Source organism: Jatrophihabitans sp., assembly GCF_036389215.1.
Taxonomy (GTDB): domain Bacteria; phylum Actinomycetota; class Actinomycetes; order Mycobacteriales; family Jatrophihabitantaceae; genus Jatrophihabitans_A.
Genome location: NZ_DASVQG010000150.1, coordinates 1 through 5,956, shown reverse-complemented (window position 1 = coordinate 5,956; position 5,956 = coordinate 1). Strand labels below are relative to the sequence as shown.

Sequence of the window (5,956 nt, the reverse complement as noted above, 5' to 3'; positions counted from 1 at the left end):
CGTTCGGGCAGGACGGTCGTCCAGACAGGGACGGCCGTTCGGGCTGGGACAGTCACTCTGGCTGGGCGGCGGGCAGCACGCCCAGCCAGCGGGTGACGCTGGCCTGGTAGCTCAGCACCAGCATGCCGAGGCTGGCCGCCGCCATCACCAGCGGCACCACGCCGTTCACCGCGGCCTGCAGCCACCAGAACCCGCAGACCGTCAGCACCGTCCACCCCGCGATGGTGATCACCAGCCGGCCGACCAGCCGGCCGGTCAGGAATGAGATGCCACCGATCGCCAGGCTGGCGCCGAGTGCGAAGTTCAGCAGTGCCAGCAGCAGGTAACTGGAATCACTGCCCCGGTAGAACGACCGGTCCGGGGCTCCGTAGTCGTCCTGCAGGCTGATGATCGCGAGCAGCAGCAGGCCGAACAGACCCAGGAGGGCGGCCAGACCCAGCGCGAGGATCCCGGCCATGACCGCAGGTCCCGGGGTGCGGTTGCCGGCTGGCAAGTGGTTGTAGTCGGGCACCGAACCCAGCCCGAGTGCCGATCCGGCACCCGCGCTGTCGGCGCTCAGGCCGGTGCCGGCCTGGGTGGCTGGTGACGGGGTGGCCCCGGGTCGGCCGGCGTACGGGTCGGACAGCGCACCGCGGTACGGGTCCGGCGGCATCGTGGTAGCCAGCTCGCGCGCGTCGGTGCGCGCCTTCTTCCCCTCGGCCGTTCCCATGATTGCCAACGGTAGTCGTCGTTATAGGCGATGCGGCTGCCCGACGACTAGGTTTGGGGATAGGTTTCTGCGGTCAGTAGCGCGCCGCGTCGCCGCGGCTCAGGCGGTTTTCCAGCGTGCAACTACGAGCAAGGGGACATCGATGACGGAGTGGGGCAACGGTCCGAGTGGTGACTCAGGTGATGGGCAACCGGCTCAGCCGGACCCGTGGGCCAAGCCGCCGGGGAATCAGCAGCAGGGCCAGCCTGACCCGTGGGCCAAGCCGCCGGGGAACCAGCAGCAGGGTCAGCCTGACCCGTGGGCGCAGCCGGGGAGCCAGCAGGGGCAAGGCCAGCAACCCGGTTACGGTCAGCCGCCCAGCCAGCCTGATCCGTGGGCACAGCCCCCCGGCCAGCAGCCGGGTTATGGCCAGCCGGGTTATGGCCAGCAGCCGGGTTATGGCCAGCCCGCCTACGGTCAGCAGCCCGGCTACGGCCAGCCCGCCTACGGCCAACCGCCCGCCTACGGTCAGCAGCCGGGTTACGGTCAGCAGCCCGGTTACTACCCGCCGGCCCCTGGCTATGCCGCCGGCGTGATGGGGGGCGGTGCTGGATCCCCCGCAGGCATGGGCGCCCGATTCGGTGCCTTCGTGATCGACGTCATCATCCTGGCTGTCGTAGGTGGCATTCTGACGTTCCTGCTTGGCCAGGACCTCAGCTCCTTGCTGCAGCTGATCATCGGCTTTGCGTACTTCGGGTACCTGATCGGGGTCAGGCAGCAAACGGTGGGCATGCAGGTGCTCAACATCCGGGTTGTCGATGCCAACACCGGTGGGCCGATCGGCGTCGGCCGCGGGCTGTTGCGCTACCTGGTTCAGAGCCTGACGGGCCTGCTGTGCCTGGTCGGCTACTTCTCGCCCTTCTTCGACCGGACCAAGCGGTACCAGGGCTGGCACGACAAGGCTGCGGGCGACTTCGTCGTCAACACCCGGTAATGCCTGCCGGTCGTCGTGGTCGCTGAGCAGGTCAGGGCGAGGGCTGGCCCCGTCGTCATGGCGGGGGCAGCCCTGGCTGCTGCCACGGCGCTGTGGTTCCTCGACCCGAACAGCCGCCGCCTCTCGTTGTGCCCGCTACACGAGATCACCGGTCTCTGGTGCCCGTTCTGCGGATGCACCAGGGCCAGCCACGCGCTGATTCACGCGCAGCCCGCCACCGCCCTGCACGACAACGCGCTGTTCGTGGCCGCGCTGCCCTTGCTCGCGGTGTTCTGGTGGCGATGGTTCTCCGCCGATCCAGGGCGGGCTCCGCGACCGTATCCCCGGCCGGTGCTCTGGGCCGGGATCCTTCTCGTCCTGGCCTTCGGTGTGGTTCGCAACCTGCCCCAGGGACGCTGGCTGGCACCACCGACCTGAGCCGCCGGTACGCTCGCTCAGATGGAAACCGACACCGCGCCGGACCCCGATACCGGTCCCCAGCGAGCTGCCCGCCCGCGAAGCGTCGATCTGGCGGTGGGCGCGATCCTGTTGCGGTGCGTGCTTGCGCTGGCCGCTGCCTTCGCACTGTTCGGCGCCAAGCCTGAACTTCGGCGCAACGCCGCGACACTGCATCCGGAATGGTCAGTGGCCACCCTGGCCGACGAGGTCGACAGCCAATTGCGCTCCAACGTGGTGCTGACCGTTGTCTACATCGGGTTGATCCTGCTGGTTGCCAAGTACATCCGCGACGGGCGCAGTTGGGCCCGTTGGCTCTATCTGTTCGTCGCAGTCCTGGTCGCCGCGGACGTGTTCCGGGTGGCTGGGTTCTTCACCGACGACAACCTGCTCTTCCGGCTGCTGTCCGGCTTCACCGGGTTGGCCTCGCTCGTGGCCATCGTGCTGTTGTTCCTGCCGTCCAGCGCCGCGTACTTCCGGCCGGCCCGAGCTTCGGCGTCTCCGCTGGGCGCGCTGTTCGGTGGCCGGGCGGCGATGGCTGCGACCAGAGGGGCAGCTGACCGCACTGCGGCCCGCGGCCCCGCGCCGGCCGGCGAACCGAGCGGCGGCGAACCGGTGTCCCTCACCAAGGCGAGTGAACGATCCGCCGTTGCCCGCCCGACCGCGGCCAAGCGACCGGCGCCGCGGGCCAAGTCACGCAAGCAGGCACCTCAGTGACCGCTGTGGCACGGCCGTTGCAGGGCTATGCCCTGGTCACCGGCGCCACCGCCGGGCTCGGTGCATCCTTCGCCCGCAGGCTCGCCGCTGAGGGCCGTGACCTGGTGCTGGTGGCCCGAACGCCTGACCGGCTCGACAGCGTGGCCGCCGAGCTGCGGGGCCGGTTCGGGGTGCAGGTGGAGGTGCTGCCGGCCGACCTGAGCACCGCGGACGGCTGCGCCACGGTGGCGGCCCGGGTGGGCGAGTCCGAACGGCCGGTCGACACCCTGGTCAACAATGCCGGTATCGGGCTGTACCGCCCGTTCGGCGAGGCTCCGCTGGCCGAGGAGCAGCGGTTGCTGGATCTCAATGTCGGCTCCGTCCTGGCGCTGACCCATGCGGCGGTCCGCGCGATGACGGCCCGGGGGCGGGGGGAGATCATCAATGTCTCCTCGGTCGCCGGCTTCGTGCCGCGGGGCCCGTCGACCACCTATGCCGCCGGCAAGGCCTGGGTCACCTCGTTCAGTGAGGGAGTCTCGCTGCTGCTCTCGGGCACCGGCGTCCGGATCACCGCGGTCTGCCCGGGCTTCACCCGCACCGAGTTCCATGCCCGGGCCGAGGCGGACATGAGCGGCACGCCGTCCTGGATGTGGCTGGACGCCGACCGGGTGGTCGCCGAGGGCTTGGCCGATGCGCGGGGTGGCGCCGTGATCAGCGTGCCGAGCAAGCGCTACAAGGCTCTGCTGTTGCTGGTCAGGGTGCTGCCGCGCTCGGTCGTCCGCCGGGTGCTGACCCGCCGATAGGGTGGCTGGCATGAGCGATCGCGAGGAGCTGCTGAGCCTGATCAAGGAACTGGCCGTGGTGCACGGGCAGGTGACGCTGTCCTCGGGGCAACAGGCCGACTACTACATCGACCTGCGCCGGATCACCCTGCACCGCCGGGCCGCGCCACTGGTCGGACGGGTGCTGCGGGAACTCACCGCGGACTGGTCCTATGACGCAGCCGGTGGGCTGACGCTCGGCGCAGACCCGGTCGGCACCGCGATCCTGCACGCCAGCAGCGGCACCGTGGATGCCTTCGTGGTGCGCAAGGCGGAGAAGCAGCATGGCATGCAGCAGAGGATCGAAGGGCCGTCGGTGGCCGGGCGCCGGGTGCTGGCGGTGGAGGACGTCTCGACCACCGGGTCCAGCCCGCTGACTGCCGTCGAGGCGCTGCGGGAGGCCGGTGCCGACGTGGTAGGGGTGGCGTTGATCGTGGACCGCGGGGCTCGCCAGACTATCGAGGCGGCCGGCTTGCCGTGCCGCGCGGCGTACTCGCTGGCCGACCTGGGCCTGGCCTAGGGTCGCGCGGGTGCCGGATGAGGACGGCCACCTGCCCGATGAGGACGGGCCCGGTGACCATGTGACGGTGCCCGGCCCGGCGGGCGGCGACGCCACCCCCGATCTTGCTGTCGGCGTCGGGCCGCATCCACGGCCGTGGCCGACCGGCGGGCACTACGACCCGCAGCTGCTGGAGCACGGTGATCACCGCAATGTCAGCGATGGCTACCGGTACTGGACTGTCGAGGCGATCGTCGCGGACCTCGACACCCGCCGGCACGAGTTCGTGGTGGCGATCGAGAACTGGCAGCACGATGCGAACATCGGCACCGTGGTCAGAACGGCCAATGCCTTCCTGGCACGTGAGGTACTGATCGTCGGGCGCAAGCGCTGGAACCGGCGCGGCGCGATGGTGACCGACCGGTACCAGCACCTGCGCCACCTGCCGAGCATCGCCGCACTGACGGACTGGGCGGCCGAGAACGGCTGCCCGATCGTGGCGATCGACAACACCTCCGGCTCCACCCCGATCGAGACGGCTGAGCTGCCGCGCAACGCCTTGTTCCTGTTCGGTCAGGAGGGGCCCGGGCTCACCCCCGAAGCGCAGGCCAGCGCCACCTCGACGCTGTCGATAGCGCAGTTCGGCTCCACCCGCTCGATCAATGCGGGTGTGGCGGCCGGGATCGCGATGCACTGCTGGATCCGCCAGCACGCCGTTATCAGCACCCGGCTGACGGGCCGGCAGGGCTGATAGTCCGGACGCGCTGCCGCCCCCGCCGGGTTCGTGGGATGGTTCTCGGTATGGCTCTCGAGTTGCAAGGCCTGCGCACCGTGATCTATCCCGTCGCTGACCTGGCCGCCGCCACGCTGTGGTGGAGCACCCTGCTCGGCCGCGAACCCTACTTCGATCAGCCGTTCTACGTGGGCTTCGACGTGGCCGGCTACGAACTGGGCCTGCTGCCCGAGGCGAGCCCCGCCGACGGCGCGCTGACCTACTGGGGTGTGGAGTCGGTGCAGGAGGCCATGGACGCCGCCATCGCCGTCGGTGCGGTGGAGCACGTGGCGGCAAGCGACGTGGGTGATGGCATCATTACCGGCTCGGTGCTGAACGCGACCGGCAATGTGGTGGGCTTCATCCGGAACCCGCACTTCCGGCTGCCGAGCTGATCGAGTCGCCGGTGTTTGCCCTGCCAGGCGCGGCGGTTCAGGCCGCCGGCGAGGTGTGCAGCAGCTGATCGACCCGATCTGCCACCGCGAGCAGCCAGGTTCGGTGACTGTCCCAGCCGTCCGCTGTCGGTAGGTAGTTGAGGCCTAGAACGACGAGTGCTCTTTCCAGGTCTGCTTCCGATGGAGAAGCGCTGATCAGCTCAGTGATCTGACGGCGAAGTTGCGGTGCGTATTCTGGCTGATTTTGAACGAACGCGTCCACCGCACCCCACGCATTGCCATGAAAATCAGCGAAGTCCTCGTGGAGGTAACCCCCCAGCAGGGTCTTCAATGAATTCCAGGACTTCATTCGATCACCATCGCAGTAATTAGTAGGTAGCCGTTCTCCATTTTCGCACTACGTCGTAGGAGGATTCTAATCCCCTGGGCAGCCGCGGACTCCGTGGATCCGCGCGGAATCAGGATACCGACGGGGATGGAAGCTCTGCCATCGAGCACGAGCTCCTCTGCATGACCGGCTAGCTGTACTGCCCGGACAGGTTGGTGCAGGCCGTTCTGATCGGATGATCTTGATGTAGGAGGGCCTCCTGAGTGGGGTGTGGAGCTACCACGGCAACCACGCCCAGTACTCAGGAGGTCCTCGTGCCACACCGTAA

At 69.0% G+C, this 5,956-nt stretch carries 11 protein-coding genes; 7 read left to right on the top strand and 4 right to left on the bottom strand.

From position 1 onward, the window contains the following. Positions 1–52 precede the first annotated feature (52 nt). Together VF542_RS07525 and VF542_RS07520 are read right to left on the bottom strand one after the other, a co-directional pair. Complete coding sequence (locus VF542_RS07525; protein WP_408651077.1) at positions 53–709, bottom strand: hypothetical protein; 657 nt, start codon at positions 707–709, stop codon at positions 53–55. Positions 710–884: 175 nt separating this feature from the next. Beyond that, positions 885–1,202 carry a hypothetical protein gene (locus VF542_RS07520; RefSeq protein ID WP_408651076.1) on the bottom strand — a complete coding sequence of 106 codons (318 nt, stop codon included), beginning with the start codon at positions 1,200–1,202 and terminating at the stop codon, positions 885–887. Positions 1,203–1,313: 111 nt separating this feature from the next. Here VF542_RS07520 and VF542_RS07515 point away from each other — a divergent pair, with 111 nt between their 5' ends. The 7 genes from VF542_RS07515 (at position 1,314) to VF542_RS07485 (ending at position 5,300) form a co-directional block, all read left to right on the top strand. Beyond that, a complete protein-coding gene (locus tag VF542_RS07515; protein ID WP_408651075.1) occupies positions 1,314–1,682 on the top strand; it encodes an RDD family protein in 369 nt (122 codons plus the stop codon). A 57-nt stretch (positions 1,683–1,739) separates the two neighbouring features. Continuing rightward, positions 1,740–2,099 (top strand): DUF2752 domain-containing protein, encoded by a 360-nt coding sequence (locus VF542_RS07510; RefSeq protein WP_408651074.1) that lies wholly within the window; start codon positions 1,740–1,742, stop codon positions 2,097–2,099. Between the two features lie 21 nt (positions 2,100–2,120). Continuing rightward, the gene (locus tag VF542_RS07505) at positions 2,121–2,834 is read left to right on the top strand and encodes a hypothetical protein (protein ID WP_408651073.1); all 714 of its coding nucleotides are present in this window, start codon (positions 2,121–2,123) and stop codon (positions 2,832–2,834) included. Beyond that, complete coding sequence (locus VF542_RS07500; protein WP_408651072.1) at positions 2,831–3,616, top strand: SDR family NAD(P)-dependent oxidoreductase; 786 nt, start codon at positions 2,831–2,833, stop codon at positions 3,614–3,616. Before VF542_RS07505 ends, VF542_RS07500 begins: the two co-directional genes overlap by 4 nt. A gap of 10 nt (positions 3,617–3,626) precedes the next feature. After that, entirely contained in the window at positions 3,627–4,154 is a 528-nt protein-coding gene (gene pyrE / locus VF542_RS07495; RefSeq protein WP_408651071.1) for an orotate phosphoribosyltransferase, read from the top strand. 61 nt (positions 4,155–4,215) lie between these two features. After that, positions 4,216–4,884: a TrmH family RNA methyltransferase gene (locus tag VF542_RS07490; protein ID WP_408651079.1), complete on the top strand. Its 669-nt coding sequence runs from the start codon at positions 4,216–4,218 to the stop codon at positions 4,882–4,884. A gap of 50 nt (positions 4,885–4,934) precedes the next feature. Beyond that, positions 4,935–5,300 (top strand): VOC family protein, encoded by a 366-nt coding sequence (locus VF542_RS07485; RefSeq protein ID WP_408651070.1) that lies wholly within the window; start codon positions 4,935–4,937, stop codon positions 5,298–5,300. Positions 5,301–5,337: 37 nt separating this feature from the next. Here VF542_RS07485 and VF542_RS07480 read toward each other — a convergent pair whose 3' ends face one another. Beyond that, entirely contained in the window at positions 5,338–5,649 is a 312-nt protein-coding gene (locus VF542_RS07480) for a contact-dependent growth inhibition system immunity protein (protein ID WP_408651069.1), read from the bottom strand. Further along, a complete protein-coding gene (locus VF542_RS07475) occupies positions 5,646–5,951 on the bottom strand; it encodes an RNase A-like domain-containing protein (protein WP_408651078.1) in 306 nt (101 codons plus the stop codon). Before VF542_RS07475 ends, VF542_RS07480 begins: the two co-directional genes overlap by 4 nt. Positions 5,952–5,956: the final 5 nt, after the last annotated feature.